General features: G+C 58.5%; 32 protein-coding genes. 23 read left to right on the forward strand and 9 right to left on the reverse strand.

What is annotated here, in order from left to right; genetic code table 11:
* Positions 1–18 precede the first annotated feature (18 nt).
* From AC2TEM_RS15420 to trmD, 10 genes are read left to right on the forward strand one after another with little or no spacing between them, the layout of a single operon-like run.
* The gene (locus AC2TEM_RS15420) at positions 19–531 is read left to right on the forward strand and encodes a GNAT family N-acetyltransferase (protein ID WP_170776226.1); all 513 of its coding nucleotides are present in this window, start codon (positions 19–21) and stop codon (positions 529–531) included.
* Positions 528–1,079: a GNAT family N-acetyltransferase gene (locus AC2TEM_RS15425; protein WP_480761409.1), complete on the forward strand. Its 552-nt coding sequence runs from the start codon at positions 528–530 to the stop codon at positions 1,077–1,079. The genes AC2TEM_RS15420 and AC2TEM_RS15425 overlap by 4 nt, the downstream gene beginning before the upstream one ends.
* Entirely contained in the window at positions 1,076–1,615 is a 540-nt protein-coding gene (locus AC2TEM_RS15430) for a GNAT family N-acetyltransferase (protein WP_170513361.1), read from the forward strand. The genes AC2TEM_RS15425 and AC2TEM_RS15430 overlap by 4 nt, the downstream gene beginning before the upstream one ends.
* The gene (locus AC2TEM_RS15435; protein WP_170392662.1) at positions 1,612–1,908 is read left to right on the forward strand and encodes a chorismate mutase; all 297 of its coding nucleotides are present in this window, start codon (positions 1,612–1,614) and stop codon (positions 1,906–1,908) included. The genes AC2TEM_RS15430 and AC2TEM_RS15435 overlap by 4 nt, the downstream gene beginning before the upstream one ends.
* Before the next feature lie 42 nt (positions 1,909–1,950).
* On the forward strand, positions 1,951–2,340 hold the full coding sequence (gene rpsP, locus AC2TEM_RS15440; RefSeq protein WP_010437590.1) for a 30S ribosomal protein S16: 390 nt from the start codon (positions 1,951–1,953) through the stop codon (positions 2,338–2,340).
* Positions 2,341–2,352: 12 nt separating this feature from the next.
* On the forward strand, positions 2,353–2,988 hold the full coding sequence (bluB, locus tag AC2TEM_RS15445) for a 5,6-dimethylbenzimidazole synthase (protein ID WP_480856293.1): 636 nt from the start codon (positions 2,353–2,355) through the stop codon (positions 2,986–2,988).
* A 2-nt stretch (positions 2,989–2,990) separates the two neighbouring features.
* On the forward strand, positions 2,991–3,137 hold the full coding sequence (locus tag AC2TEM_RS15450; RefSeq protein WP_170392664.1) for a hypothetical protein: 147 nt from the start codon (positions 2,991–2,993) through the stop codon (positions 3,135–3,137).
* Positions 3,130–3,633, forward strand: a complete 504-nt coding sequence (gene rimM / locus AC2TEM_RS15455) for a ribosome maturation factor RimM (RefSeq protein WP_170425120.1) — start codon at positions 3,130–3,132, stop codon at positions 3,631–3,633. The genes AC2TEM_RS15450 and rimM overlap by 8 nt, the downstream gene beginning before the upstream one ends.
* Positions 3,633–4,448 carry a hypothetical protein gene (locus AC2TEM_RS15460; RefSeq protein WP_480856294.1) on the forward strand — a complete coding sequence of 272 codons (816 nt, stop codon included), beginning with the start codon at positions 3,633–3,635 and terminating at the stop codon, positions 4,446–4,448. The genes rimM and AC2TEM_RS15460 overlap by 1 nt, the downstream gene beginning before the upstream one ends.
* Positions 4,445–5,248, forward strand: coding sequence for a tRNA (guanosine(37)-N1)-methyltransferase TrmD (gene trmD, locus AC2TEM_RS15465; protein ID WP_170425114.1), 804 nt, complete (start codon positions 4,445–4,447; stop codon positions 5,246–5,248). Before AC2TEM_RS15460 ends, trmD begins: the two co-directional genes overlap by 4 nt.
* 2 nt (positions 5,249–5,250) lie before the next feature.
* Here the strand turns inward: trmD and AC2TEM_RS15470 are convergent, their stop codons facing one another.
* Positions 5,251–6,051, reverse strand: coding sequence for a glycoside hydrolase family 25 protein (locus tag AC2TEM_RS15470; protein ID WP_170425111.1), 801 nt, complete (start codon positions 6,049–6,051; stop codon positions 5,251–5,253).
* Between the two features lie 370 nt (positions 6,052–6,421).
* Between AC2TEM_RS15470 and rplS the strand changes: the two genes are divergently transcribed.
* Entirely contained in the window at positions 6,422–6,805 is a 384-nt protein-coding gene (gene rplS / locus AC2TEM_RS15475) for a 50S ribosomal protein L19 (protein ID WP_039541573.1), read from the forward strand.
* An 11-nt stretch (positions 6,806–6,816) separates the two neighbouring features.
* Positions 6,817–7,038: a 50S ribosomal protein L31 gene (gene rpmE, locus AC2TEM_RS15480; RefSeq protein ID WP_170542971.1), complete on the forward strand. Its 222-nt coding sequence runs from the start codon at positions 6,817–6,819 to the stop codon at positions 7,036–7,038.
* Between the two features lie 78 nt (positions 7,039–7,116).
* Here the strand turns inward: rpmE and AC2TEM_RS15485 are convergent, their stop codons facing one another.
* The 3 genes from AC2TEM_RS15485 to AC2TEM_RS15495 all read right to left on the reverse strand — a co-directional run bounded on the left by AC2TEM_RS15485 (position 7,117) and on the right by AC2TEM_RS15495 (position 10,440).
* Positions 7,117–7,794 carry an SOS response-associated peptidase gene (locus AC2TEM_RS15485; protein ID WP_480856295.1) on the reverse strand — a complete coding sequence of 226 codons (678 nt, stop codon included), beginning with the start codon at positions 7,792–7,794 and terminating at the stop codon, positions 7,117–7,119.
* Positions 7,795–7,844: 50 nt separating this feature from the next.
* Positions 7,845–9,434: an MFS transporter gene (locus tag AC2TEM_RS15490; protein WP_480856296.1), complete on the reverse strand. Its 1,590-nt coding sequence runs from the start codon at positions 9,432–9,434 to the stop codon at positions 7,845–7,847.
* Between the two features lie 118 nt (positions 9,435–9,552).
* On the reverse strand, positions 9,553–10,440 hold the full coding sequence (locus tag AC2TEM_RS15495; protein WP_480856297.1) for an AEC family transporter: 888 nt from the start codon (positions 10,438–10,440) through the stop codon (positions 9,553–9,555).
* A 218-nt stretch (positions 10,441–10,658) separates the two neighbouring features.
* On the opposite strand from AC2TEM_RS15495, the gene AC2TEM_RS15500 reads away from it, so the two are divergent.
* Positions 10,659–11,468: a division plane positioning ATPase MipZ gene (locus AC2TEM_RS15500; protein ID WP_170402416.1), complete on the forward strand. Its 810-nt coding sequence runs from the start codon at positions 10,659–10,661 to the stop codon at positions 11,466–11,468.
* A 132-nt stretch (positions 11,469–11,600) separates the two neighbouring features.
* Here the strand turns inward: AC2TEM_RS15500 and AC2TEM_RS15505 are convergent, their stop codons facing one another.
* Positions 11,601–12,836, reverse strand: a complete 1,236-nt coding sequence (locus tag AC2TEM_RS15505) for an adenylate/guanylate cyclase domain-containing protein (protein WP_170392675.1) — start codon at positions 12,834–12,836, stop codon at positions 11,601–11,603.
* A gap of 62 nt (positions 12,837–12,898) precedes the next feature.
* Positions 12,899–13,351: a MarR family winged helix-turn-helix transcriptional regulator gene (locus AC2TEM_RS15510; protein ID WP_170392676.1), complete on the reverse strand. Its 453-nt coding sequence runs from the start codon at positions 13,349–13,351 to the stop codon at positions 12,899–12,901.
* 65 nt (positions 13,352–13,416) lie between these two features.
* Here AC2TEM_RS15510 and AC2TEM_RS15515 point away from each other — a divergent pair, with 65 nt between their 5' ends.
* The gene (locus AC2TEM_RS15515; RefSeq protein ID WP_170425099.1) at positions 13,417–14,040 is read left to right on the forward strand and encodes a LysE family translocator; all 624 of its coding nucleotides are present in this window, start codon (positions 13,417–13,419) and stop codon (positions 14,038–14,040) included.
* 22 nt (positions 14,041–14,062) lie between these two features.
* Positions 14,063–15,322 (forward strand): fumarylacetoacetase, encoded by a 1,260-nt coding sequence (gene fahA / locus AC2TEM_RS15520; protein ID WP_170425096.1) that lies wholly within the window; start codon positions 14,063–14,065, stop codon positions 15,320–15,322.
* Positions 15,323–15,342: 20 nt separating this feature from the next.
* Here fahA and AC2TEM_RS15525 read toward each other — a convergent pair whose 3' ends face one another.
* On the reverse strand, positions 15,343–15,906 hold the full coding sequence (locus tag AC2TEM_RS15525; RefSeq protein ID WP_170402422.1) for a DUF2585 domain-containing protein: 564 nt from the start codon (positions 15,904–15,906) through the stop codon (positions 15,343–15,345).
* A 52-nt stretch (positions 15,907–15,958) separates the two neighbouring features.
* On the opposite strand from AC2TEM_RS15525, the gene AC2TEM_RS15530 reads away from it, so the two are divergent.
* From AC2TEM_RS15530 to AC2TEM_RS15555, 6 genes are all read left to right on the forward strand, one after another.
* Positions 15,959–16,909, forward strand: a complete 951-nt coding sequence (locus AC2TEM_RS15530) for an MBL fold metallo-hydrolase (RefSeq protein ID WP_170425090.1) — start codon at positions 15,959–15,961, stop codon at positions 16,907–16,909.
* Positions 16,910–17,043: 134 nt separating this feature from the next.
* A complete protein-coding gene (locus AC2TEM_RS15535) occupies positions 17,044–18,654 on the forward strand; it encodes an FAD-dependent oxidoreductase (protein WP_170402424.1) in 1,611 nt (536 codons plus the stop codon).
* Positions 18,655–18,659: 5 nt separating this feature from the next.
* On the forward strand, positions 18,660–18,857 hold the full coding sequence (locus tag AC2TEM_RS15540) for a DUF2783 domain-containing protein (protein ID WP_170392682.1): 198 nt from the start codon (positions 18,660–18,662) through the stop codon (positions 18,855–18,857).
* 4 nt (positions 18,858–18,861) lie between these two features.
* The gene (locus tag AC2TEM_RS15545; RefSeq protein ID WP_170392683.1) at positions 18,862–19,404 is read left to right on the forward strand and encodes a VOC family protein; all 543 of its coding nucleotides are present in this window, start codon (positions 18,862–18,864) and stop codon (positions 19,402–19,404) included.
* Positions 19,405–19,411: 7 nt separating this feature from the next.
* Positions 19,412–20,050: a maleylacetoacetate isomerase gene (gene maiA, locus AC2TEM_RS15550; protein WP_170425088.1), complete on the forward strand. Its 639-nt coding sequence runs from the start codon at positions 19,412–19,414 to the stop codon at positions 20,048–20,050.
* Between the two features lie 88 nt (positions 20,051–20,138).
* Positions 20,139–20,471: a DOPA 4,5-dioxygenase family protein gene (locus tag AC2TEM_RS15555; RefSeq protein ID WP_170425086.1), complete on the forward strand. Its 333-nt coding sequence runs from the start codon at positions 20,139–20,141 to the stop codon at positions 20,469–20,471.
* Here the strand turns inward: AC2TEM_RS15555 and AC2TEM_RS15560 are convergent.
* Entirely contained in the window at positions 20,468–22,096 is a 1,629-nt protein-coding gene (locus tag AC2TEM_RS15560) for an acyl-CoA synthetase (protein ID WP_170425084.1), read from the reverse strand. The two genes, AC2TEM_RS15555 and AC2TEM_RS15560, sit on opposite strands and share 4 nt — an antisense overlap.
* Positions 22,097–22,317: 221 nt before the next feature.
* Between AC2TEM_RS15560 and AC2TEM_RS15565 the strand changes: the two genes are divergently transcribed.
* Positions 22,318–23,709, forward strand: coding sequence for an aminotransferase class III-fold pyridoxal phosphate-dependent enzyme (locus tag AC2TEM_RS15565; protein WP_170392687.1), 1,392 nt, complete (start codon positions 22,318–22,320; stop codon positions 23,707–23,709).
* A 241-nt stretch (positions 23,710–23,950) separates the two neighbouring features.
* Positions 23,951–24,376 carry a GFA family protein gene (locus tag AC2TEM_RS15570; RefSeq protein ID WP_223116959.1) on the forward strand — a complete coding sequence of 142 codons (426 nt, stop codon included), beginning with the start codon at positions 23,951–23,953 and terminating at the stop codon, positions 24,374–24,376.
* A 170-nt stretch (positions 24,377–24,546) separates the two neighbouring features.
* On the opposite strand, the gene AC2TEM_RS15575 is transcribed toward AC2TEM_RS15570, so the two are convergent.
* A complete protein-coding gene (locus AC2TEM_RS15575) occupies positions 24,547–25,107 on the reverse strand; it encodes a CHAP domain-containing protein (RefSeq protein ID WP_170392689.1) in 561 nt (186 codons plus the stop codon).
* Positions 25,108–25,426 lie beyond the last annotated feature (319 nt).

Raw genomic sequence — 25,426 nt, forward strand, 5'->3', positions numbered from 1 at the left:
CCGTCCGGAAAGGCGGCGATGGCAGCAGCGCAGTATCGCGCGGCCCTGCCGGTCATTGAGACCCGGCGGCTGGTTCTGCGTGCACCCACTCTGGACGACCTGCCGGTGTGGACATCGATCTGCAAGGACAGCTTTGGCGATACCGAGCAGGACGCCTGGACTGAGTTTTCCTACTACACATCAGGCTGGCTTTTGCATGGTCACGGCTTGTTCACCGTCACGTTTAAAGACGATGATCAGGTCATTGGCTTCGTCATTCTGGGCCTCGAATGGGACGATCACGAGCCCGAGCTTGGCTATATGTTCGATAGCAAGTTCCGCATGCAAGGTTACGCGACCGAAGCGTGCAGCGCCGTTCGCGATTTTGGGCTTGATCTGCTCGGATCCGGCCAGTTCGTAAGCTACGTTTCGCAGTCCAACGCTCGTTCGAACGCTTTGGCTCAGCGTCTGGGTGCAACGCGCGACGCCGTTGCCGAAAGCGCCTTTGGCCCAACCCAGCATGTCTGGCGATACGGCGAGGTGCAGGCATGACACTTGCCATGGCCATACCAACGCTGGAAACCGAACGCCTGATCATGCGGCCCCCCTGCGAGGCCGATTTTGAGGCTGAGGCAGAGTTTTTTGCCAGCGACGCCTCGAAATTCGTCGGCGGCCCGAAACGCCCGGATGAGACATGGCGCGCTGTTGCGATGCTATTAGGCCACTGGGCGATGCGGGGATATGGCTTCTGGGGTGTCGAGGAAAAAGACACCGGCACCTATGTAGGCCATGTTGGCTTGTGGAACCCTCACGGCTGGCCCGAGCCCGAAATTGGCTGGACGCTTATGAACCACGCCACCGGCAAGGGTTATGCGACCGAAGCGGCACTGGCTGCACGTGCACATGCCTATGACGTGCTGGGCTGGGAAACCGCAATCTCGCTGATCGATCCGGATAATCTGGGCAGCAAGGCTGTCGCGGAACGGCTGGGCGCGCAGTTTGAATATATGTTCGAACACCCGGCTTTCGGGGCGATGCAGGTCTGGCGTCATTCTGCGCCTGCCGATCTGGTAAATGGTGGCGTGGAGGCATATGCATGACCTCGTTCACTATACCCACCGTCGAAACCGATCGCCTGATCCTTCGCGCGCCGCATCTGGACGATCTGCCTGCGATGACCGCGTTCTACGCGACCGAGCGCAGCCATATGGTTGGTGGTCCCAAGGACGCGCTTGGAAGCTGGAGCTCTCTTTCGAACAGATTGGGTCATTGGGCGCTGCGCGGTTATGGTCTGTGGCATCTGACTGAAAAGGCCAGCGGCGCATTCGTGGGATGGGCAGGCATGATCTACGTACCCGGCTGGGCGGAGCCCGAGCTGGGCTGGACGCTGATGGCCGAGGCCGAAGGCAAAGGTCTGGGCTTTGAGGCCGCCGCGGCTGCACGCGACTATGCAGCGCGGCATCAGGGGCTTAACGGTGTGATTTCTTACATCGCCCATGCCAATGATCGCTCGCGCGCGCTGGCCGAACGGCTGGGCGCAACGCTGGAGATTGAGAGAGCCGAGCTTTTGGGCAAGCACGCTCAGATCTGGCGTCATCCGCAGATTGATTTGACCACCGAAAGGACCGGCCAATGAACAACCCCGTGACACAGGCTGCTGCGCTGTTGAAAGACCATCGAGAAAGCATCGACCGGCTGGATGCGATCCTGGTCTATACGCTGGGCGAGCGGTTCAAGCACACGCAGGCCGTTGGCAAGCTCAAGGCCGCACACGACCTTCCCCCGTCCGATCCGTCGCGCGAGGCTGCGCAGATCGCACGGTTAGAAGACCTGGCGAAAGAGGCCGATCTGGACCCCGATTTCGCCAAGGCTTTTCTGAATTTCATCATTCAGGAAGTCATCCGACACCACAAGAAACACCAGAACTAAGCCGGTCTAGCACCGGATACGCCATTCAAAGGAGATACCACCATGGCAATGAAAATTCGTCTCGCCCGCGGCGGCTCGAAAAAGCGTCCCTTCTATCGCATTGTTGCGGCTGACAGCCGTATGCCGCGCGATGGTCGTTTCATCGAAAAACTGGGCACCTACAACCCGCTGCTGCCGAAAGACAGCGAAGAGCGCGTGAAAATGAACATGGAGCGCATCCAGTACTGGCTGGATCAGGGCGCACAGCCCACCGACCGGATCGCACGTATGCTGGAAGCTGCCGGCGCCCGTGACAAGGCCGAGCGCAACAACCCCAACAAGGGTACTCCGGGCAAGAAAGCTCAGGAACGCGCGGAAGAGAAAGCTGCCAAGGCTGCTGAAGCTGCCGAAGCGGCTGCTGCACCGGCTGAAGAAGCTGCTGCAGAAGAATAAGCAGTCGGGCGCGTGCAGGATCAGGCCTTTTCCGACGATTTTCGCACGCAGTTCGATCTGTTGATGCGGCTCCGGCGTGATGTGCGCCGGTTTCGCACCGATGCAATTGACGAGGCAGTGCTTACGCGCTGCCTCGACGCGTTTCGACTGGCCCCTTCTGTTGGGCTCAGCGAACCCTGGCGTGTGATCCGCATCGAAAGTCAGGCCGCGCGCGACGCGGCGCTGAAGAATTTCCAAGCGACCAACGAGCGGGCGCTGAGCGGGTATTCCGGCGAAAAGGCGCAGCTGTACAGCCAGCTGAAACTGTCCGGGATGAAAGAAGCTCCGGTGCAGCTGGCCGTGTTCTGCGACGATGCCACCGACAAGGGTCAAGGTCTGGGCGCAGGTACTATGCCCGAGATGCGGCGCTATTCTGTGGTCTCTGCCATCACCCTGTTCTGGCTTGCCTTACGGGCAGAAGGGCTGGGGCTGGGTTGGGTCTCGATCCTCGACCCGGACCAGATGGTGCGCGATCTGGATGTCCCCGAGGACTGGCGGTTGATCGGATATTTCTGCTTGGGCTGGCCCGAGGCCCAATCCGATACGCCGGAACTGGAGCAGGTCGGCTGGGAATGCAGAGACACCTCTCTGCCCATCGAGGTGCGCTAGACATGTTCGGATTGTTACGTCTTCCCATCCTGCTGGCGATCGCATTTATTGTGGGCGTATTCTTCGAACGCTCGAACCAGCGCGAGGCGTGCGAGGTGATCGGACAATGGCGGGACGGGCTATGTGTGACGGATGGTCGAAATGAGTGATCTGATCTGCGTAGGCAGCATCGCGGGCTCGTATGGGGTGCGCGGCGAGGTGCGGCTGAAAAGTTTCTGTGCCGTCCCCGAGGATATCGAAGGCTATTCGCCGCTGACAGACGAAGAAGGTAAAGAGCGCTATCCCCTAGTCCTGACCCGCGCGATCAAGAACGGCTTTGCCGCCCGGCTGGGTGGCATTGAGACCAAGGAAGCGGCGGATGCGCTGAACGGTCTGCGCCTTTATGCGCGGCGCGATCAATTGCCGTCGCTGCCGGATGATGAGTTTTACCACACCGACCTTATCGGGCTTGAGGTTTATGACACCGGCGGCACGCTGCTGGGCCGAGTGAAATCGGTGCAAAATCACGGTGCGGCGGATCTGTTGGAACTGCATGGGCCGGGCTTAAAGGCCACCGTGCTGCTGCCGTTTACACTCGAATCCGTTCCGACCGTTGATCTGGACAAGGGCCGCATCATCGCTGATCCGCCCGAGGGCCTGCTGTAATGCGCCGCGTGTTGCTGCATCTGGGTCTGCACAAGACCGGGACAACGGCGGCACAGTCCTTTCTGTTCGAAAACCGCTCACTGATCTGGCCGCACCATGCTTTGGTCCTGCCCTATCGGACCCGCAAAACCGGCTTGTCCGAAGCAGCCACACGCTATTCCGTCTACGGCACCCCCGGCGCGATGAGCGATTTCAAGGATCAGATGCGTCACTTCCTGAATTCACTGGAATTCGGCCAGAAGCGCGGGCTGGTTCTGAGCGAAGAGAATTTCTCGGGCCTGCGCCCCAGCCGCAATGTCGCGGTGGGATATGAGGCCGCGCCCGAGCTCGCCTCGTGCCTTGTCGGCCTGATCCGCGACCGGTTTGCCGGGGAAGAGGTGCATATCACGATCTACTACTCGCTGCGCCAACGCGGAAGCTGGCTGCGCAGCCTGTGGGCACATGATCTTCAACGATCACGCCTAATTCAGGATTTTGAGACTTTCCGCGCAAGACTTGAACCGGTGCCGTCGCCTCAGATTGCTGCTGCGGCTGTGCGCGACCGTTTGCCCTCGGTCTCGGTCCGCACCGAATGGCTGGAAGACCTGCAGGGCCAGCGACATGGGCTTGGAAGCACTTTTGCTGAATTCCTTGACCTGCCTGCGGACAAAGCCGCCGAATTGGCAGGCCCGACCCGATCAAACCCACGCCTGCCCGAGGATGTCTTGCAGCAGATGCTGGAAATGAACCGATCCGATCTGGACGATGCTGCGCTGATCGATCAAAAGACGGCTTTGGTTCAAAGCACCCAGAATGATCTGATCGGCTCGAGATGACAGATAAACCCGGAAAGTCCCATGGCCGCAAAGCCATCCGTCCAACGTTGAAGCCGCGCGAGTTGATGACGCCGACGCCCGATCTGCACGGGGTGTGGAAGGCCAAGATCATCACGTTGTTCCCATCTGCCTTCCCCGGTGTTCTGGGCGAAAGCCTGACCGGCAAGGCCCTGCAAGAAGGGCTATGGCAGTTGGAAACTGTGGATTTGCGCCAATTCGGGATCGGCAAGCACCGCAATGTGGATGACACCCCGGCGGGCGGCGGTGCGGGCATGGTGCTGCGTGCCGATGTGCTGGGTGAGGCCATTGAGCATACAATGGCGGGCATCCAGGGCAACTGGCCGTTGATCTACCTCAGCCCGCGTGGGCGTCGGATGGATCAGAAAATGATGCAAAACCTGGCTCGCTGCGATGGCATGACCCTGTTATGTGGTCGTTTCGAAGGCGTCGATGAGCGCGTGCTGGAACATTACGGCGTGCAAGAGATTAGCTTGGGTGATTTTGTCATGACCGGGGGTGAAATCGCCGCGCAGGCCCTGATCGACGCCACCGTGCGGCTGATCCCGGGCGTTCTGGGCAATCAGGCCTCAGCCGAAGAGGAGAGCTTTTCCTCTGGCTTATTGGAGCATCCGCAATACACTCGCCCCGCCGACTGGAAAGGCCGCCCGATCCCCGAGATCCTGATGTCAGGCCACCATGGACGCATTGCGGATTGGCGTCATGAAATGTCGGAACAGATCACCCGCGAACGGCGGCCCGATCTGTGGGACGCCTATCGAAAATCAGAAGATAAGGGCTAAGACTAACGGGTTGCCTTCCACAACGCCCAGGTTTCCGGCGTGCCGTTGAAGGTGTTGATGTCCACCTTACCCTGAACCCCCGGCACCAGCCCGGTGCCGGTGTATTGCCAGAACCGCCAGACCGAGCCTGGATAAACGTTGCGCGGGTGGCCCGCGACCGAGCGCAGCCAGAACTCGGTTTTGGGAAGTCGTCCGATATCGGTGTCGCCGTAGAAATCTACCGTCGTGTAGACAATCGGGCGTCGGCCATAGTGGCGCTCGAGAATATCAAGGAACCGCTGCGCCTCGGCCCGAACGGTTCGGCCATCAGGGCGCAGGGTGCAGGTTTTGGAATGAGGCGTCCATTCCATATCCAGCACATGCGGCAGGTCGGCCCCTTTGGGCACGTTCTGGATGAACCAACGCGCCTGTTCATGGGCCGGACGGCAGAAATAGTAATAGTGATAGGCCCCCCACGGCACTCCGGCAGCTTGTGCGCCGCGTCGGTGCTCGTCGAACATCGGGTCGGTAAAATCTCCGCCCTCGGTGGCTTTGATGAAGGCAAAGCTGACACCGTTCTTCTGTGCGGTGCGCCAATCAATCGGCCCCTGCCAACGCGAGACATCCAGCCCGTGCACGGGGTACTGGCCGGGGTGGCGACCTTCCCACGGGTGCGGGTCAGCGTCACCAAAGGCGGGGTAGATGATCGAAGGCGGGGTCGTGTCCGCGAAGGCCTGCGGCTCAACCGCCTGTGGCTGCGGGCCGCGGCGGCCACATGAGACGAGTGCAAGTGCCAGAACGGCCAGCAGGATTGCTTTGCGCATCTTATGATCCTGTATCAAATATCTGCTCTTATAATTGATCCCAGAATGCCTGATCTGGCGGACAAGGCAACGGCGGATTTGACGGGCGGCAAAAACTCACCTGTTTCCCCACGAATAAGTCTTGATCCCCGCCCGCAAAGCCCGTAAAGCAGCGCAATCCGGTGTGGCGTTACGCGACTCCGGTGTTTTGGTTTGCATCCTGACGTGACGCCCGGCTTTCTTCGGCCACAGCGCGACAGGGCGGACCGGACCAAAAGGAACATTCGATCTGACCTCTGGCGGGCTGTACGCAGGACCCGGTGAAGACCAAGAGCTCTCAGGCCGTGCCCAAACTTCGTGGACCAACCACGAGCAGATAGGAGTAAATGCGATGGACCTGATCGCACAGCTTGAGGCGGAACAGATTGCCGCCCTGGGGAAAGACATCCCCGATTTCAAAGCCGGTGACACCATCCGTGTCGGCTTTAAAGTGACCGAAGGGTCGCGTACCCGTGTGCAGAACTACGAAGGCGTCTGCATCGCGCGCAAAGGTGGCAGCGGCATCGCCGGTTCGTTCACCGTTCGCAAGATTTCGTTTGGTGAAGGCGTGGAGCGTGTGTTCCCACTGCATTCGACCAACATCGACAGCATCACCGTTGTCCGCCGTGGCCGCGTTCGTCGCGCCAAACTGTACTATCTGCGTACCCGTCGTGGTAAATCCGCACGTATCGCAGAAGTCACCAACTACAAGCCCAAGGCTGGCGCCGAGGCGTAAGGAGCGGAAAGATGAAAAAAGACATCCATCCCGATTATCACCTCATCGACGTCAAAATGACCGATGGCACCGTGGTTCAGATGAAATCCACCTGGGGCGCCGAAGGCGACCAGCTGGCTCTGGAAATCGACCCCTCCGTGCACCCCGCATGGACCGGTGGCTCATCGCGCCTGATGGACGCTGGCGGCCGTGTGTCGAAGTTCAAGAAGAAATACGAAGGTCTGGGCTTCTAAGTCGGACTTTATTCAAGATGCGAAAGGCCGTCCTGTTTGGGCGGCCTTTTTTGTTCTCCTGCCGCGTTTACTGCAGGCTCAGAAATCAAACCCGGTCTGGACGGGCGGCGTGTAGGGCTCGATCATGTCCTCACCCTCGGCCCCGCGTTTAATGGGTTTAACGGTGTGATATTCGAACCGGCCTTCGTACTGCGTGCCCAACGACTGCTGCGCCACTTGCGCAGTTGTGACGCCCGATAGCCAGCTTTCGATCTCATCCGGGGTCAGGATCACCGGCATTCGGCTGTGAATATGCGCGATCTGAGGGCTGGGTGGCCGGGTCAGGATTGTACAGCTATGGCTGCCGTCATCCGTTCGGTAAAACCCCGCAAAGAACATCACCGGGGCATTGCGCTGAACCGTGATGTAAACCGGGCAATCATGGCCCTGATCCTTGGGCCATTCGTAATAGCCCAGCGCCGGAATAAGACAGCGCCCCTTGTTCCAGTACTCCTGCCAGAAGCTGACATTTTCGATCTTCGAGTTGATCATCGGCTTCTTGCTGCGCGGGTCCTTGATCTGCCAGCGCGCCGTCGCCAGCTCGGCCCGGTCGCCGTCCCAACGGACCATGCCAACCCGATTGGTCGGAGACACATTGTACCCACCCGAAGGCAGCTGTTCGGGCAGATCAGGCGAGACCTTGCCGTAGAGAAAATACTCGGTAATCGCCAGCATTTCCCGCTGCGTCAGGTGACCGGCTGCAAATTTTCCACACATGGCGAAAACCTAGGCCGATTGGGCGATGGTCACAAGGGACCCGCTGACAATCAGTCCTTGGTCAGATCAACGGCGCTGTGCGGTGGGGGTACGGGGCCTCGCAGCAGCACGGTAGCTAGGATCATCCCCAAAAACGTGGCCACGGCAGCGACGAACATGGCGCTGTTAAAGGCATCATCCTGAAGGTCCCGCAGGGCACGCGCCAGAGCCTCGCCCGTGCTCGGATCAAGCGCCGCGATCAGCTGCTGCACCTGACTGGCGGTGCCATGTGTTAGCGCATGGGCCAGATCAGCCCGTTGCTCGGACCCGGTGGGCAAGGCGTTGATCACTTCGGTCAGACCGCGCCGCGTGGTGATCGCTTCGGCCAACCCGCCGACCACCGCACCAAGCGTGGCCCCAAAATAAAGAAACGCATTCACCACGCCCGACCCCTGACCCACATGCTCCTCTGGCAACAAGCGCAAGCCCAGACGCGGCAGCAGCGAAAAGCCGATGCCCATCCCGATCCCGATGATGACCAGCTTCCACCAAATCGCACCCATTCCGGTTGTGTTCGTCGTTGTGGTCAACAGCAGGAACCCGCAAGCCATGAACCCCATGCCCAAAATCACCGGCCATCGAAAACTGTAAGGAGCCAGAAAGCGCGGGGCGACCACCGACACGACGAACATGCTGAGGCTTAGTGGCAGGATCGCCACCCCGGCCCCGACGGCAGACAGGCCGAATGCATCCGGCGATTGCACGAAGACGTTGAAATAGACGAAAAAGCTGAACAGCGCGAAGCCGGTGATGAACATCCCTGCCGCCGCCATGAAATAGCGGGGGTGGCGGAAATACCGCAGCTCGATCAGGGGGTCTGCGCTGCGGCGCGAGGTGATGACCAGCGCAATCACCGCCACAGCCGACACAGCAAGCGGGATCAGGGTCGATCTTGTGGCCCATCCGTGGCTTTCCCCATTGCTGAGCGCAAAGGACAACGGGCCAAGCAGCAGGACTAGTGCGACTGCCCCCGAAAGATCGAATTTTGCGCCTGCAAGACGGGTGTCGGGGACGTAATGCTCTTTACTGACCCGCAACCCGACCACAAAGGCCACGATCAGCAGCGCCAGATCGGTGGCAAACACGCCCCGCCAGCTGAGGTAATGCGCAAAAGCACCGCCGACGATCGGACCAACGCCGATTGCCAACCCGACGATTGCGCCCCAGGCTCCGGTGACGCTGGCCCGTTGCTCCTCGGGCGTGGCGGCGGTCAGCAGCGAAAGTGAGGTGCCAAACAGCGCCGCTGCGCCTGCGCCCTGTGCCCCGCGACCCGCGAGCAGCATGGCTGCATCTTGTGAGAACAGTACGAGAGCCGAGCCAAGACCGAACACGATCATTCCGGCAAAGAAGACGCCCATCTTGCCGGTGATATCGCCAAGTCGGCTGACGATGGTAACGAGGGTCGCGCTAACCACTGTATAGATCGCCATCACCCATTGCAGGCTGGAAGGCGACAGATCGAACTCGGCCTTCAGATTTGGCAGGATCGTCGCAACGGCGGTTGTGTTGAAGCCAACAACCATCATGCACAGCGCGGTCATCACCAGAACCAGACGTGCCCCTCCCGCGCCGGATATGTCCTCAGTGACGTCTTTTGGCATCTGCCTGTCCCCCGTTCAGGAATAGCGCGCTGGCCCTTCGGGCACCGTGTTGTGCCTATTATTAAACGGTTTTTTGCTGATAGATACTGTTTTTAGCGCGCTGCGCGCCCAGCGCCTATTAGATCCAGTAGGACAGCGCCAACGGCAGCACCAGGATCGTGGACAGAGTCGAAACTAGAATGAACCCGGCCACGTCTGGCCCGTATTCAGGCACATGCTGATCGATAAACAAATAGGTCGCGACGGAAGATGGCATCAAACAGCACAGGATCACCGCGCCTCGTTCGGCCCCGGTGAAACCGAAGGTCCAGACCAATGCGCTGGCAATCACCACAGCCATCAGCAGGTGTAGCGCTGTCAGTAAAACGGCGCGCCCAAGGCTTTTGATCCGCAGCGTCGCCAGCGTATGGCCCAGCGTCAGCAACATCAGCGGGATCGAAAGCCCGCCCAGAATATCAAAGGACTTGGCCACCGGCTGCGGCAGGCTGGTGCCCGTGGCCATCAGCACCAGCGACAACGCGACCGCGTAAATAATCGGCGATGTCGCCAGTTTCTTGGGTGAGAATTCTCCGGCCGGAATCCACATGCCGATTGTGAAGATGCTGATCAGCACAACCACCACAAATGCCATCGTATAGGCCATGCCCGCATCACCCAGCGCCAAAAGGGTAATGGGCAGACCGACATTGCCGACATTGCCGTGCATCAGTGGCGTCAGAAATGCCCGCACGGGCAGTCGCATCAGCTTGAGCGCGGCGAATCCCAACAGGCCAAAACCCGCAATCGCCAAAGCGGCGGCCGTCATGACATCAAGAAAGGTTCCCACCGCGATCTGGGTGGTCGACAAGTGCGAGATGATCAGAGTCGGATACCCGACCCGCGAGACGATCCCGCCAATGACCTTGTTATCAAATGGGGCCTTGATAATCGCCAGAACATAACCGATTCCAGCGCAGATCAGAACGGGCAGAACCACGTTCAGGACATTCAGAAACAGATGGTCCAACGGCTGCCCTCGATCACAAATCCATAGGATGGACAGTGAAACAGGGGTGTGTGTTTGGCAAGGATTTACCCTAACCCCCAAGTACCAAGCACTTTTCCAATTTGAGGCTTGATAATACCGCTCAAGACGGCCCGAGGTTCTTCCCTTCCCGGCCTACACAACATATAGTGGCTGCCAACAACGTGTAGGCAAACACGGCGGGACTTGGGAATACAGGCATGGCACATATCATTGTGGTCGGGAACGAAAAGGGCGGCGCAGGCAAATCAACCGTGTCGATGCATGTGGCCACTGCATTGGCACGGCTGGGGCACAAGGTCAGCACACTCGATCTTGACCTGCGGCAGCGCAGTCTGGGTCGTTATTTCGAGAACCGCTTGAACTTCCTGAACGGCTCGGACCTGTCTCTGCCCAGCCCACGCCACCACGACCTGCCCGAGATTGACGCCAGCGCTCTGCAACCCGGTGAAAACATCTATGACCACCGCCTTTCGGCCGCCGTGGCCGAACTGGAAAGCGATAGCGATTTCATCCTGATCGACTGCCCAGGTTCGCACACTCGACTCAGCCAGGTTGCACATTCGCTGGCCGATACGCTGATTACACCGCTGAACGACAGTTTCATCGATTTTGACCTGCTGGCGCGGATCGATTCCAAAGGTGAGAGAATCCTTGGCCCCTCAGTCTATTCCGAGATGGTCTGGAATGCCCGCCAACTGCGCGCCCAAGCTGGGCTGAAACCGATCGACTGGGTCGTCGTCCGCAACCGGGTCGGCACCCAGCGCATGGTCAACAAGGAAAAGATGCAACGCGCGATCGAGATGCTGTCACAGCGCATCGGCTTCCGCGTCGCCTCGGGCTTTTCCGAGCGAGTGATTTTCCGCGAGTTGTTCCCGCGCGGACTGACTTTGCTGGACCTCAAGGATATCGGGGTCAAGCAGCTCAATATCTCCAACATCGCCGCACGCCAGGAACTGCGCGACATGATGAAGGAACTGAGCTTGCCGGGTGTTGAGATCGATTTCTGAGCGACCACAGCTCGAATTACCCAACATATCCGCCCAAGACCCCGGAAAATTTAAAAGTTTCCGGATCGATTTCATTCTATGAAATCGTGCGCAGCAGCAGTCGCACGCGTTGGCACAGGTGTCGGTGATCGGTTAGCCCGCCGTTCTGTAAATCGTAAACAGCTCTTTCGGCTCTGCCACGCCCCGCAACATATAGCGACCGACCGAGATCAGATCCTGATCGCAGGGATGGGCCGCACGGGCTACATCGTCGGAAATCAGGATGCGCTGCCCCAGTGACCGATGCATCCCCGCAATTCTGGACGTCTGGTTGACCGCCGGACCAATTACCGTGAAATCCAGCCGACTTTCGGAGCCGATGTTTCCATAGAGGATCTCACCAGAGTGCAATGCCAGCGTATAGTTCGAAACCGGTTGTCCCCGTGAACTCCGCTGAGTGTTCAATTCGGCCATACGCTCTTGCAGCATGGTCGCCGCAGCCAGCGCAGCGCGGGCATCGGCATCGATCTCGCCGACATCAAACATCGCCATGACACCGTCGCCCATGAACTTCAGGATGTTGCCTTCGCATTGATGAACAACATCGACCACCACACCCAGGTAGTCATTCAGCATATCTATGACTTCGATCCCTGGCATCTCTTCTGACAGGCTGGTGAACCCTTCCAGATCGAAGTTCCAGATCACCGCATCAATCTGCTGCAGTGACCCGCGACGGATTTCACCGGACAAGACCCGACGACCGGCATCGCGCCCCAGATAAACCCGCATCAAATCTTTCGACACCCGCGCGTTCGAGGCTGACTTCAGAGCCAGCCCCAGATGCGGTAGCGCCGTATTGATCACGTCCAGATCATCGTCGCAGAATCCTTCCGGCGCATTGCTGGACCAGGACATCAAGACGCCGTCGATTGCCTCTTTCGCATCATAGGGGTTGCGTTGAGCCGGCACATCAAAGCTGATGCCAGTCGCGTAATAGTCCGTGGCTCCGTTTTCCCGCAACTCGTTTAGCAGGGGAAAGCGGCTGGGTTCGTTCTGGTCGACCAGCCGTTCACGGATAGCATCGATATCTTCGTGCAATACGGCATATAGCGGACTTTGTGTCCAAACTTCACTGGGCTCTTCGGAATACTCGAAGGTTTCCAGATTACTTCCTTTGCTGCGGTACCAGCTATAGCCCGTTCCGCCATAGACGGGATGCAAGGCCGGTTGCGCCGCATGAAAGCGCATCAAGGGCACACCAAGATCAACTAAACGGGTGCAATACCCGTCCAGAAGTTCTTGTTTGTCGGCCCCTTCCAGGCCTCGGGTCACCAACCAATCTATCAGATCATGGGATTTTGCCGTTGGGGAATCCGGCGCTGTCATGTGTCGTTCCTGTGTCCGTTATGACGTTGATCTGGGGGCAGCTGCACCGGATTACCAGTACCCTAATCCATTCCGGCCAGACGTCGCAGCATCATGCGCAGCAAAGCGGCCTCACCCGTGGTGAAACGCGATGCCAGTTTCTGATCATAATCCTGCGCGATACCGCTTAGCTCACGATAAACCTTCTGGCCAGCCGAGGTCAGCGATAGCCGCTCAACCCGCCGGTCATTTTCATCCCGCAACCTTTGCAAATATCGGCGCTGTTGCAATCGGCTGACCGCACGGCTGACCTTGGTTTTGTGGATTTTGGCACGCTCAACAATGTCGCGTGCGGTCATCTCACCATGATTGCCCAGATGAAACAGCACCCGCCATTCGGTGCGCAGCATTCCGTAGCGATCCTTGTAAACGCGCTGAAACTCAAGCGAACTTTCCTCGGCCGCCTGATTCAACAGGAACGGCAGGAAATTTCGCAAATCAAACTCATCTTTTTGGTCATTTTTAGGCTGGGTCATCCTTGTTAGTTACAAAATCAACTATTATTCGACAAGTGACAAGTTGAAGGATCACCGGAGACGAGATGAGTTTTGATATCTGGATCACCTATGTGGCGACGGTGTTGTTGCTGATGAGCACACCGGGGCCAAGCCAGTTGCTGATGCTGTCGAACTCGGCAACCAATGGGCTGCGGCGAGGTTTTTTTACCGCTGCGGGTGATTTGACGGCCAATTTCTTTCAAATGTTGGCCGCCGGTCTGGGTCTGGCTGCCCTGATCGCCACGTCCGGGACCGCCTTTACCGTGATCAAGTGGTTGGGCGTGGCCTATCTGGTCTATCTCGGCGTCAAGCAAATCGTGAAGGCACGCGTTGCCGAAACCAACGATGCGCCACTTGCCAGCCGCAAGACGCTCTGGATGCAGGGCTTCATCACCTCTGCCGCGAATCCCAAGGCAGTGGTGTTCTTCGCCGCTCTGTTTCCGCTGTTCATCGATGGCGCGCTGCCTTTCTGGCCGCAATTCGCCATCCTCTCGGCCACATATCTGATCATAGACGGGTTGTTTCTGATGGCCTATGGCTCCACTGCCAGTTGGCTGGCCCGGCGCCTGCAGGGGCCGGCAAGGCTTTGGCTCGACCGGATCGGTGGCAGCTTCATGATATTGGCGGCAGTCCTGCTGGGCTTCAAATCCCTGCGCGCCGCCTCGTAACCGAAAGACATAAGGACGCAATATGCCTTTGAAGAAATCCTGGGTCGCATCGGCCAATTCCGCCGACCACCCCTTCCCGCTGAACAACCTGCCTTATGGCGTGTTCTCGACCGAATCCACCGAGCCCCGCTGCGGCGTCGCCATCGGAGACATGATCTTCGACGTGACTGCTGCCGAAGCTGATGGATTAATCACGCTGTCGGATGAGCCGCTGTTCGATCTGCCCTTCTGGAATCCGCTGATGGAAGAAGGCCCTGCCGTATGGGCTGCATTGCGCGACCGCCTATCTACGCTATTGGCTGAAGATTCGGACGAACAGCACAAGATCGAAGGTCTGCTGATCCCGCAGGACGAGGCCGAGATGCACATGCCCTTTGCCGTCAGCGAGTACACCGATTTCTACGCGGGCCGCCACCATGCCCAGAACGTGGGCACCATGTTCCGCGGCCCGGAAAACGCGTTGCCGCCGAACTGGCTGCACATCCCCATCGGCTATAACGGCCGCGCTTCGTCTGTTGTCGTTTCAGGCACGGATATCCGTCGCCCCTGGGGTCAGTTGAAATCGCCCGATCAGGACCTGCCTGCTTTCCTGCCCAGCCGTCGATTTGATATCGAACTAGAGATGGGTGCAATCGTGGGCACACCGTCTGACGGCCCAATTTCAGTGCAGGAAGCCGATGACAACATCTTTGGCTATGTCCTGCTAAACGACTGGTCCGCGCGCGATATTCAGGCCTGGGAATACCAGCCGCTGGGGCCATTTCAGGCCAAGGCGACCGCGACCTCGATCAGCCCGTGGATCGTGACCAAAGCGGCGCTGGAACCGTTCCGCTGCGATACGCCCGACCGTGAGTTTGCCCTGCTGGACCACCTGAAGGATTGCGGCCCGATGCTCTATGACATCGATCTATCCGTAACGATGGCGCCAGAGAATAAAGACGCCACGACCATCGCACGAACCAATTATCGCGAGATGTACTACTCGGCGGCGCAGCAGTTAGCGCATCACTCGACGTCTGGGTGTCCGATGAACACGGGCGACCTGTTGGGGTCCGGCACCATTTCGGGGCCGAACAAGCCAGAGCGCGGATCACTTCTGGAACTCAGCTGGGGCGGGAAAGAGCCACTGACGCTGGACACAGGCGAGACCCGCACCTTCATCGAGAACGGCGACACGCTGACCCTGACCGGCGCAGCCAAGGGCGACGGCTATACCATCGGGTTCGGCGATTGCACCGGCACCGTGCTGCCCGCACTCGAAAATCCATTCGCCAGAGATTGATGCAGGTCCAGTCCGCATATTCAGAGCGCGCTCTGCCAGTCCTTAACGGCCTCGATGGGATAAAGCAGCATCAGCACGTTCAGCGTCAGACCATCGCGGATCAGCGTGGTGGTCAGGATCTCGAATCCCAGCGCAATGGTGACCGTCATCCAGATCGGCAGGCGACGCGCCAACCAGAACCCCAGCATCATCGCGCCAATATCGGCGATCGAGTTGACGACACTGTCGCCGTAGTAATCCAGCGAGATCGTGACCGCGCGGTAATGTTCGATCACGGCATTGGTGTTCTCGGAAATCTCCCACGCGACTTCTATCAAGGTGGCGATGAACAACCGCCAGCCAACGGCAAGGCGGCGCGCCACCAGCCACAGAAGACCGTAAAACAGAAAGCCATGAATGATGTGGCTGGGCGTGTACCAATCGGTCAGATGCTGCGAGCTTTCGGAACTGAAGGTTTCACCATGCCACAGCTTGACATAACCGCATTTGCAAATCGGTTCGCGGCCCATCCACAGCAGGATGATGGCGCAGGCAATGACAACACAAGCGGTTGCCCAATAAGGCAAAAATCGACGTTCAAACATATGGCGACAACATCATCAAAGCCAGTCGCTGTCCAGAAGGGAAATCACTGATATGGCCAAGGCATTTGCGTCCCAGGGGGACATGTCGGAAAAGAAAATCTCGTTCACCGAGGTGGGCGAAGGGCTCTATGCCTTCACCGCCGAAGGCGACCCGAACTCGGGCGTGATCATCGGCGATGACAGCGTGATGATTGTCGAGGCGCAGGCGACCCCGCGTCTGGCCAACAAGGTGATCGAATGCGTGCGGTCGGTGACTGACAAGCCGATCACCCATGTGGCGCTGACCCATTACCACGCAGTACGCGTGCTGGGCGCGAGCGCCTTTGGTGCGCAACAGATCCTGATGTCGGATATGGCGCGCGCCATGGTGGTTGAACGCGGTCAGGAAGACTGGGACAGCGAATTCCAACGCTTCCCGCGTCTCTTTGAAGGACACGAAAGCATCCCCGGCCTCACATGGCCCACCACCACCTTCAGCGACACAATGACGGTTTATCTGGGCAACCGCCGGATCGACCTGATGCATCTGGGCCGCGCGCACACTGCAGGCGATATCGTCATCCATGTGCCCGATCAGAACGTCATGTTCACGGGCGATATCGTCGAATACCACTCGGCCTGCTATTGCGGCGACGGGCATTTCAGCGACTGGGGCGATACACTGGATGAGATCAAGTGGTTTGACGTGGACGCCATCGCTCCGGGCCGTGGGGATGCCTTGGTCGGCAAGGACATGGTCAATGCCGCCATCGAAAACACCCGCAATTTCGTCGAAAGCACTTACCGCCCAACAGCAAAAGTCGCGGCGCGCGGCGGCAGTCTGAAAGAAGCCTGGGACGCCGTGCGCGCAGAATGCGACCCAAAATTCGCCGACTATGCGATCTACGAACACTGCCTGCCGTTCAACGTTGCCCGCGCCTATGACGAAGCGCGCGGCATCGACACGCCCCGCATCTGGACCGCCCAGCGCGATCTTGAGATGTGGGAGGCCCTGCAGGGCTAAGAATTCCGGGCCGGATTTGATCCAGATCGTGGCGGCCCGGATTTGACAGTGAAACGCTAAGACCAACCCTCCGGCGCTATCCCGCCGGAGAACAGATGAGTTGTGCCCGCTGCACCAGAACTGGGAGAGAGACCGTGAACAAGATTTTCGAAGTTCCACTTTATGCCTACGAGGCCAGCCCGGATCAATCCGCGCCAGCGCCCGTGCGTCACAAGGTCATCGTTGTTGGGGCCGGTCCGGTGGGTCTGGCCGCCGCCATCGATCTGGCCCAGCAAGGGGTTGAGGTGCTGGTGCTGGACGACAACGACAAGGTCAGCTTTGGCAGCCGCGCCATCTGTTTTGCCAAGCGCCCGCTGGAAATCCTCGACCGACTGGGTTGCGGGCAGCCGATGGTGGACAAGGGCGTTCTTTGGAACAAGGGCAAAGTGTTCTTCGACGAACGTCAGGTTTACGAGTTCGACCTGCAGCCCGACAGCGGCGATCAGCGCCCGGCCTTCATCAACCTGCAGCAATACTATTTCGAGCAGTTTCTGGTCGACCGCGTCCGCGAATTGCAAGCGCAGGGTGCACCGATCGAAATCCGCGGCCGCAACAAGGTCGAAGCCGTTGGAACCCACCCCGATCACGTCAAGCTTGAGGTCGAAACGCCTGAGGGTTCATACACCATCGAGGCGGATTGGGTCATCGCCTGCGACGGCGCGGGCTCACCCATGCGCGCCATGATGGGTAAGGATTTTGTGGGCCGCGTGTTCGAAGACAACTTCCTGATCGCTGATGTGATCATGGAGGCCGATTTCCCTTCGGAACGCTGGTTCTGGTTCGATCCGCCCTTCAACAAAGGCCAATCTGCGTTGCTGCATAAACAACCCGATGGCGTCTGGCGCATCGATCTGCAACTGGGATGGGATATCGACAAGGAACGCGAAAAGCGCCCGGAAAACGTGATCCCGCGCCTCAAGGCCATGCTGGGCGAGGAGGTAAATTTCGAGCTGGAATGGGTCAGCATCTACACCTTCCAGTGCCGCCGGATGGAGCAATTCCGCCATGGCCGCGTGATCTTTGCCGGTGACAGTGCCCATCAGGTCAGCCCGTTTGGCGCACGGGGCGCAAACTCGGGCGTGCAGGATACCGACAACCTGTGCTGGAAACTGAAACTGGTGATCGATGGCAGCGCACCTGAATCTTTGCTGGACAGCTATGATCAGGAACGCATTCACGGCGCGGACGAGAATATCCTGAACTCGACTCGCTCGACCGATTTCATCACCCCGAAATCGCAGATGTCACGCATCCTGCGCGATGCGGTGCTGGACTTGAGCGAGCACTATGACTTCGCCCGCCCGATGGTGAATTCTGGCCGCCTGAGCGTACCTTGCGTCTATGACGGTTCGTCGTTGAATTCGGCGGATGCGTTGAACGGGCCGACGCAGACGCGTCCCGGAGCGTCCTGTCCCGATGCGCCTTTGGGTGACGGCTTTCTACTGCCTAAACTGGCTGGACAGTTCACGCTGCTGACCATCGACGCCGATGCACCAGATGAGATCGAGGTCGATGGCATCATCGTCAAACGCCTGGCACTCTCGGTCAAAGACGACCCGACCCTGACGCTGAAGCGCCGCTATTTAGGCGATGCCAGCGGAGCGGTCTATCTGATCCGTCCCGATCAGCACGTGGCCGCCCGCCGCGACACCTACGAAGAAAATGCATTCCGGCACGCGGTGCGCCGCGCCACAGGCAAGGAGTAAGCGACATGGCTGATCTGATCCTCTCATCCAATCTGACCCAGGCAGACGATTTCTATGCCGATCTGGTGGCCGCCCATGAAGGGCTTGAGAAAGCCGAAAGCGATGCGTTCAACGCGCGCCTTGTGCTGGTTCTGGCAAACCACATCGGCGACAACGCGGTGCTGAAGCAGGCGTTGGACGCCGCAGCCCTGAAACAGGAGTAAGCCCATGAAAATCGAACAGATTCACCACGTCGCCTATCGCTGCAAGGACGCGAAAGAGACCGTTGAATGGTATGGCAAGATGCTGAACATGGATTTCATTCTGGCGATTGCCGAAGACCATGTGCCCTCCACCCATGAACCTGATCCCTACATGCACCTGTTTCTGGATGCCGGAAATGGCAATGTGCTGGCGTTTTTTGAGCTGCCTACCAAGCCGGAAATGGGGCGCGATCCCAACACGCCGATTTGGGTGCAGCACATCGCATTCAAGGTGAAGGACCGTGATGAGCTGATCGCATTCAAGGACCATCTCGAAGCCAACGGCGTCGAGGTTCTGGGTGTCACGGATCATTCGATCTTTCATTCGATCTATTTCTTCGATCCGAACGGTCACCGGGTGGAACTGGCTTGCCCCGACCCCGAGGAAGAGGCCATGCTGGCCCGGCTGGATTCGGTCAAATGGGATATGCTCGAAGAATGGTCGCGCACCAAACGAGCCCCTCAGCATGCCGACTGGCTGCATGCCAAGGAACTAAGCAAAGGCTAACCATCGTATGTCCGAAGTGGTTCTGTTTGATTACTGGCGTTCGTCCGCCAGTTACCGGGTGCGGATTGCACTGAATCTGGCTGGGATCACCTACCGCCCGGTCGTCGTGGATCTGGTGAATGGGGCGCATCGCGCCCCGGATCATTTGGACCGCAACCCGCAGGGTCTGGTCCCGGTGCTGGATATCGATGGGGTTCGGTTGACCCAATCGCTGGCGATCATCGATTATCTGGATGAGACCCGCGAACTGGGTCTGTTGCCAACCGATCCGGCCAAGCGAGCCGCGGCGCGGGCATTGGCGCACAGTATCGCGGTGGATATCCATCCGGTCTGCAATCTGTCGGTTGCCAAACATGCCACCGCGCTCACCCAAGGTGCAGGCGACATGCCCGGCGACTGGATGCGTCACTTCATCCGGCCGGGTCTGCTCGCGTTTGAATCGCTGCTGGGCGGCTTTGATCAATCCCCGTTCTGCACCGGTGAAACGCCGGGTCTGGCCGATATCTGCCTGATCCCACAGCTTTATAATGCGCGCCGGTGGGAAGTTGATCTATCCGATATGCCACGCCTGACAGCAGTCGAGGCCGTCTGCGCCGAGCATTCGGCCTTTGCCGCAGCCCATCCTGACCTGCACGCTTCGCTCTGAACCGGCGCACAGAGTCTGTGTGGCGGTGCGGGTGCACAAATCCTCGCGCCGTCCTTAGGTTTCTATGCAACGACAGATGGAGAACCCCATGCCCAAGATCACCGGCTACCACGCCCATGTCTATTTCGACGCCGACACTCAGGACACGGCACGGCAGGTCTGTGAAGAGGCCGCGCGTCTGTTTCCCGCTGTCCAGATGGGCCACATGCATGCGCGCAATGTTGGCCCGCATCCGCGATGGAGTTGCCAGCTGGGCTTTCCCGCCGAAGCCTTTGATCAGGTCTTTCCCTGGCTGATCCTAAACCGGCAAGGGCTGACCATCTTTACCCATCCAGAAACCGGCGATCACTTGGCCGATCATCGGGATCGCGCCATTTGGATGGGTGAGATGCTGGAGCTTGATCTGTCGATCTTTGATTAACCCAGCTCACGCGCGCGATCGCGCAAGATGAACTTTTGAATCTTCCCCGTCGACGTTTTCGGCAACGCCCCGAAGACAATCGTCTTGGGTGCTTTGAAATGGGCCATATGATCCCGGCAGAAAGCGATGATCTCCGCCTCATTCGCCTCTGCCTGCGGTTTCAATTCAACAAATGCACACGGCGTTTCACCCCATTTCTCATCCGGGCGGGCCACCACCGCCGCCTCCATCACGGCCGGGTGTTTATAAAGCGTGTCTTCGACCTCAACGGATGAGATATTCTCGCCGCCCGAGATGATGATGTCCTTGGACCGATCCTTCAGCGCGATATAGCCATCCGGATGCATCACGCCCAGATCTCCCGAGGCAAACCACCCGCCCTTGAAGGCTTTGTCTGTCGCCTCGGCGTTCTTGAGATAGCCCTTCATGACAATGTTGCCCTGCATGAATATCTCACCCATGGTTTCGCCATCCGAAGGAACAGGCTCCATGGTTTCAGGGTCTGCGACCATCAAGCCAGACAATGCCACGTATTTCACACCCTGACGCACCTTGAGCGCGGCGCGGTCCTCTGCACCCTTGTCGTTCCATTCGTCCTTCCAGGCGCAGACGACGGATGGACCATAAGTCTCGGTCAACCCATAGACATGGGTAACCTCGACACCCATCCCTTCCATCGCTTCGATCACCTTGGCCGGCGGTGGAGCGCCAGCGGTCATCGCCTTGATCTGCTGCGTGAAATCCTTGAGGTGATCCGGTGCATTGGCCAGCATGTTCAGCACGATCGGCGCGCCGCAGAAATGCGTTACGCCCTCTTCTCGGAAGGCGCGATAGATCGGTTCGTCCCGTACGGCGCGCAGGCAGACGGAGGTGCCCGCATTGGCCGCCATCGTCCACGGGAAACACCAGCCGTTGCAGTGGAACATCGGCAAGGTCCACAGATAGACCGAATGCTGCGGCATCCCCCATGTCAGAATGTTCGACGTCGCGTTCAGCGCCGCGCCGCGGTGGTGATAGACTACACCCTTGGGGTTGCCGGTGGTGCCCGAGGTATAGTTCAGCGTGATCGCATCCCATTCGTCTTCGGGCAAAGACCAGTCGAACTCCGGATCACCCTCGGCCAACAGACCCTCATAGGTCAGATCTCCCAATCGCTCGCCACCGTCAATACTGGCGTCTTCGATGTCGATCACCAGAATGTTGTGATCCACCTGTCCTAACGCCTGTTTCACGACGCCTGAAAACTCGGGATCGACCAGCAGAACCTTGGCTTCGGCATGGTTCAGAATGAAGGCGATGATCGGCGCATCCAACCGCGTGTTGATCGCGTTCAGCACCGCCCCTGCCATGGGCACGCCAAAATGCGCCTCATACAGCTCGGGGATATTGGCCGCGATGATCGAGACTGTATCGCCCACGCCTACGCCACGCGTAGTCAGCGCGCTGGCCAGACGTCGGCTCCGCGCATAGGTTTCTGCCCAGCTATACCGGCGCTCGCCATACACAACGGATGGGTAATCCGGATACACTGCCGCCGTCCGCTCAAGATAGCTCAGCGGAGACAACGGCGTGAAATTCGCCGGGGTTTTATCCAGATGTTGCTGGTAGATAGGTGTGGCTGTCATCCGGCGATCCTCCCAAACTCGTCAGATTGTCGTATTGAGCACAAAGTTTACGTCATAACAAACCCGTATTAATACGCGTTTGAGCTACACTGGAGATATCCTATGGGCTAATCTGGCCCTACTTCACGCGCACCATTCGCGTTGATCTGCAGTATCACGTCACTTTGCGCCCGCCGGGACCTACTGATTCCCCGCGCGCCCCACTTTTGAAAGGACATGTCATGGACGGCACGTTCAACGAAAACGATCTTTCCCGCGTCGTCGAAGCCGACCGCGCCCACCTCTGGCATCACCTGATCCAGCACAAGCCGTTTGAGACCAACGATCCCCGTATCATTGTCGAAGGCAAAGGCATGCGCGTGTGGGACCAAAAGGGCAAAGAGCACTTGGATGCCGTATCAGGCGGTGTCTGGACCGTGAACGTGGGCTATGGCCGCGAATCTATCTGTAAGGCGGTTTATGACCAGCTGATGAAGCTGTGCTACTTCGCCAACACCGCAGGCTCGATCCCCGGTTCGAATTTCGCGGAAATGCTGATCGACAAGATGCCGGGCATGAGCCGCGTGTACTACACCAACTCAGGTTCTGAGGCGAACGAGAAGGCGTTCAAGATGATCCGCCAGATCGCGCACAAGAAATATGGCGGCAAGAAAACCAAAATCCTGTATCGCGACCGCGACTATCACGGCTCCACCCTGGCGACCATGTCGGCAGGTGGTCAGGACGAGCGCACCGCGCAGTACGGTCCCTTTGCACCCGATTTCGTGCGCGTGCCTCACTGCATGGAGTACCGCAAGCACGAGCTGGACGGCGCACCGGAAGAGAACTTTGGCGAATGGGCTGCAGATCAGATCGAAGAGGTCATCCTGCGCGAAGGCCCCGACACCGTTGGCGCCCTGTGCCTTGAGCCCGTGACCGCAGGCGGTGGCGTCATCGAAGCGCCTGAAGGCTATTGGCCCCGCGTGCAGGAGATCTGTAAGAAATACGACATCCTGCTGCACATTGACGAGGTTGTCTGCGGCGTAGGTCGGACCGGCACGTGGTTCGGCTATCAGCAGTACGGCATCAAGCCGGACTTCGTGACCATGGCCAAGGGCGTTGCCTCGGGTTATGCCGCGATCGCCTGCATGGTCACCACCGAGGAAGTCTTTGACATGTTCAAAGACGACGCGGCAGACCCGATGAACTATTTCCGTGATATCTCGACCTTTGGTGGCTGCACTGCCGGTCCGGCGGCAGCGGTTGAAAACATGCGCATCATTCAGGATGAAAACCTGCTGCAGAACTGCGTCGACATGGGTGATCGCATGATGGGCAACCTGCAGGCGCTGATGGAAAAGCACAAAGTCATCGGCGACGTGCGCGGCAAGGGTCTGTTCCTTGGCGCCGAGCTGGTAACCGATCGGACCACCAAGGATCCGATGGACGAAAAGCGCGTTCAGGCCGTTGTCGCAGATTGTATGGCGCAGGGCGTCATCATCGGTGCCACCAACCGCTCGATCCCCAGCCGCAACAACACGCTGTGCTTCTCACCGGCGCTGATCGCGACAGCGGACGACATCGATCAGATCACCGACGCCGTAGACGGCGCGCTGGGGCGTGTGTTCGGCTGATCTAGGCAACGAACTACCATTGAACCACATGAAACCCGCCAAATTTCGGCGGGTTTCTTTTCATGAGGACATCAGCCAAGCGTATGAGCTGATGCCAAAGATACTCAATTTTCATTCAAATGGCGGGAAAGAGTCCAAATTGGCCCTGAGCGCCGACGTTTTCTGCTGATGAAACGTCCCAAAATATCCATCTCAAAACTTACCTGCGTCCTATGTTTCAGGAGGTTGGGAGGGAAATCGAATGGCGACGCACGGGTATTGTCTGTGTAAAAGAACGAGCTGGGCCTACCAGGGCAGTCAAACATGGGCATGCTATTGCCACTGCGATGATTGCCGTCGGAATTGTGCCGCGCCGGTGGTTGCCTGGTTAGGCGTGCCGATAGAGAACTTTGAGTGGACCGGTGATAAACCCGGCACTTATGAAAGTTCCAAAGGCGTTTTCAGGCACTTTTGCGGGACGTGCGGATCACCTATTGGATTTGAAGCCGATCATTATCCTGGTGGTATGCACCTTTACGCAGCGTCGCTCGAAAACCCGGAAGATTTCAAACCGACTTTTCACGTCAACAAGCAAAGCAAATTGCCTTGGCTGCAAATGACTGATGATCTCGACGCGTTTGAAGGCACATTGCTACACACCCCTAACGACCCAGACGGATATCGTTAGATGAGGAAGCCACCTGGTTTTCAAGTGGCTGCTTTGCGCTGCCCTGCAGTCATTGATCATGTGTCAAAGTAAACATACCCGCCACCGAACACACGCGCCCGGATGACAGCGGCACGTCGGACGCTCGGCTTCACCGTATCAGCTACCGGCGGGGGCGCGGAGAGCTTAGATTACTCACCAAAATTCGGATAGATAAACCCGTTCACCGGGTACGAACTGCCGTAACTGCCCGGCCGGCTTTCAACCCGAACAAGCGTCCAATCATTGTTTTTGGACACGTCCCTCACGCCCATCTGCAACGACACCTTATTCCGGAGCCAGTTTGCGTGGTTCACAATGACTTCCCGCTCGGTGACAATATCGGACACGACAGCCACATGTCCCAGGGGCATCCCTCTGGTGGCCCGAAACGACATCACCGCACCGACCTCCGGTTCATTACCCCGGTCAAACCCATTGCGGGCCTTGCCCCACCAATCCTTGGCGTTGCCACGAATTTCGATGCCGCTGAGGTTGCGTGCGTAGGGCACGCACCACACCCTTTGTCCCAGCGCATGTTTTCTTGAGACCTCTTGCAACGCCATGGCCTGACGTTCGGGATCCAAGTCCACCTCATTCGGATTCTTAGCACAGGCCGAGATCAGACTGAAAAGTCCCAAAACAACGGCAATTCGCGCGACGCCGGGCAGGCGCGACCAGATCGTATCGGTATTGCGTGCGTTGTACTGCAAGAAGGTTCTTTGCCGGTTTGAGTGGTGAAGCAGTTTTAATAATATCTTTAGGAAAAAGAAAAGAGCCCAGCTGCTCCCCGGCAGAATATTGCCAGTTCCTGCGCCACATTCCGACCGTTGGCCGAGCGTGCGGTCACTGATGCAACAGGTTTCCTCACTGTGCCGTCCTTGGGATTCCTGGCAGGCGAAGAGACCGGCACAATGTCATCGGACACATGAACGCCAACCCCTCATGATGGTCGACGATCAAGCATCCGCTGGACAGTCGGGTTAGGCAGAATTACTTTGACCGCAACCCAATCCAACAGGAGGTTTGTAT

The organism is Ruegeria sp. HKCCD3925, from assembly GCF_057221175.1.